At 45.6% G+C, this 2,246-nt stretch carries 2 protein-coding genes and 1 pseudogene; all 3 read left to right on the top strand.

Going from position 1 to position 2,246, the window contains the following annotated elements:
- Positions 1–299 precede the first annotated feature (299 nt).
- A complete protein-coding gene (locus FHP88_RS19000) occupies positions 300–590 on the top strand; it encodes a hypothetical protein (protein ID WP_144360725.1) in 291 nt (96 codons plus the stop codon).
- Positions 591–694: 104 nt separating this feature from the next.
- Positions 695–1,741, top strand: coding sequence for a hypothetical protein (locus FHP88_RS19005; protein WP_144360726.1), 1,047 nt, complete (start codon positions 695–697; stop codon positions 1,739–1,741).
- Between the two features lie 287 nt (positions 1,742–2,028).
- Positions 2,029–2,246, top strand: a pseudogene (locus tag FHP88_RS19010) (transposase); the annotation flags it as partial.

A 2,246-nucleotide genomic window follows, 5' to 3' on the forward strand; every position in this document is an offset into this window, starting at 1 on the left:
TCGCAGTGCACTCAAGCCTGTAAAAAAACCTGACATTATGTAGTTGATTTATGTAATTCTGATCTGATTCTATTATGTGTATGTATCAGAATTCTAATGAATGGGTGTCCCGTTTATTCAGTTGATTTATCAGAATTCTAATGAATGGGTGTCCCGTTTATTCATATAGCTTTCCCATAGAATTATTTGATAGCGGTTTCTGATTATTCGACTGCTAATATTTCCATTGAACCGGAAGTGGTTTGGGTTCGACTCATAAACACAGATGAAATAACAGCAACTCATGTGGAGACCGACCCATGCAATCTTATATCAGACAGAATGTCATCATTCAGCTATCACTGCTCCTTAGTCTTCTCATAAGCCACACTGCATTGGCGCAAGACCCTCAAACGGAGATGTCGCCACGCACATCACACAGCGCACCTATAAATCCGAAGTTTCTTAATCCACAGCCGGAGGTGCCGTCTAAATCAGGAAATGCCAAGTTCAATCCAAAGGCATTGAACCCCCAGCCCGAGGTACCGTCAAAACCGAAAAAAAGCGAACGCAGACAAAAAACCAAATCGAAACCACCGAAATCGAAATAGCTATCTATTTGGATTGATGTCTTTGCAACATTGAACCCTGCAGTAGTCTGGCTCGACAAAAAGGGACATTAACAACCTATGTAAATGGATAAACGGAGGCGAGCATGGAAATCTATAACGGAATGCAACCCACTCTCAGGGTTGCGACTTTTATACTGTTGGCGGCAGGGCTTTCTGAATCAGCAGTGGCAGACTCGATCGATATTAAAGCAGCCCATATGGGTATTCCTTATAGTACCGGCACAGTAAAAGTCGGTGATGCCGTCAATTTCTGGTGCAGTTGGCAGGTAAACCTTGTCGGAGATCATGAGCTTTGGAAAGCAGCTAAACTAGAGCAATTTAGCGTGCGACTGTTTGTCGATGGTGAGCGCGTGGCCTCAGAGGTGATAATGATCCAAGCAGGAACAAAGGTTACAAAAAAGAATTTGGGTCTTGATGGAACAATTCATGGCACCTGGAAAGCCCGCCATATAGGGACTTCTCATGTTCCGCATAAGGCCGAGATTACTTGTGATGTTAATTATCAAAACACGATAGCAGATCACAATATGGCCAATAATGAGAAACGCATGTATGTTTCCGTTCTTCCACCCTACTCTGGAGTACAGGGCGGTGGATGGGCGCCAGCACCGCCACAACAGATGGGTCAACGCGTCAACCCAAAAGCAGGTATAGCACAGACTGTTAAACCAGACCTGATGGTTTTATCGGCTACAGCAACACCCGATAGCAATTGCCAGAGTGCACAAAGTGCGCGGGTCATAGTGCAAGTCAAAAATATTGGCGTTGGTAACTTCCCGGCATCTCCAGGCAACTATATGTTGTTTGTACAGCCAGGGGCAGGCCTGAACGGAGGCGGGGTGGAGTTACCTCCTGTTGACAGAAATCAGACTTTACAGAAAGCGGTTGTATTGAGCACCTTGGGTTCACCGGCGCAACTGGCTGGTAAGAGTGTGCCCCTTGAGGTTCAACTCAACAAATTGAAGTGGGTTGATGAGGCCAATCACAACAACAATACTCGCAAGTTGATGGTGAACTTTCCACCCACCTATTGCCAGTCTCCGAAACGGATGCTTCCAGGTCAACTACAGAAACCTCAACTGACACTTCCGGGTAAAATACAGCAGGAGTCGCTAAGACGATCACGTTGAGTGCCCTTGATTAAAATGACTCACCAACACTGTAGGGATAGGGGAATACTCAGCATCCTGCCAGAGTGGTTAATCCTTTATGTCTCAATAGGCTATCAGTGAATCTATCTGTAAGGAATCAGTTTCAAGTATGAACTGATTCCTGATTCATTTCAGTGATAAATGCAAACCCGGATGCAAACCCGAATGCAAACCCGTCACCAAACCCGGACACCCATATATTGACACTATTCATACTTTTGTCATAATAGAGAACATAGAGGAAACTATTGACTCAAGGAGTGAGCATGCCAAAACCCAGAAAAGCCCTTGTCAGCCTTGATGCAACACCCTATTACCATTGCGTCTCACGCTGTGTTCGCCGTGCCTTTCTATGCGGCGTCGACCAGTTAACAGGACGTTCTTATGAACACCGCCGATGTTGGATAGAACAACGTTTACTAGCGCTGCCCCGCGCCTTTGCTATTGATATCGCGGCCTATGCCGTGATGCATAACCATACCCA

The organism is Sedimenticola selenatireducens, from assembly GCF_007625115.1.
In the GTDB taxonomy this organism is placed as follows: domain Bacteria; phylum Pseudomonadota; class Gammaproteobacteria; order Chromatiales; family Chromatiaceae; genus Sedimenticola; species Sedimenticola selenatireducens_A.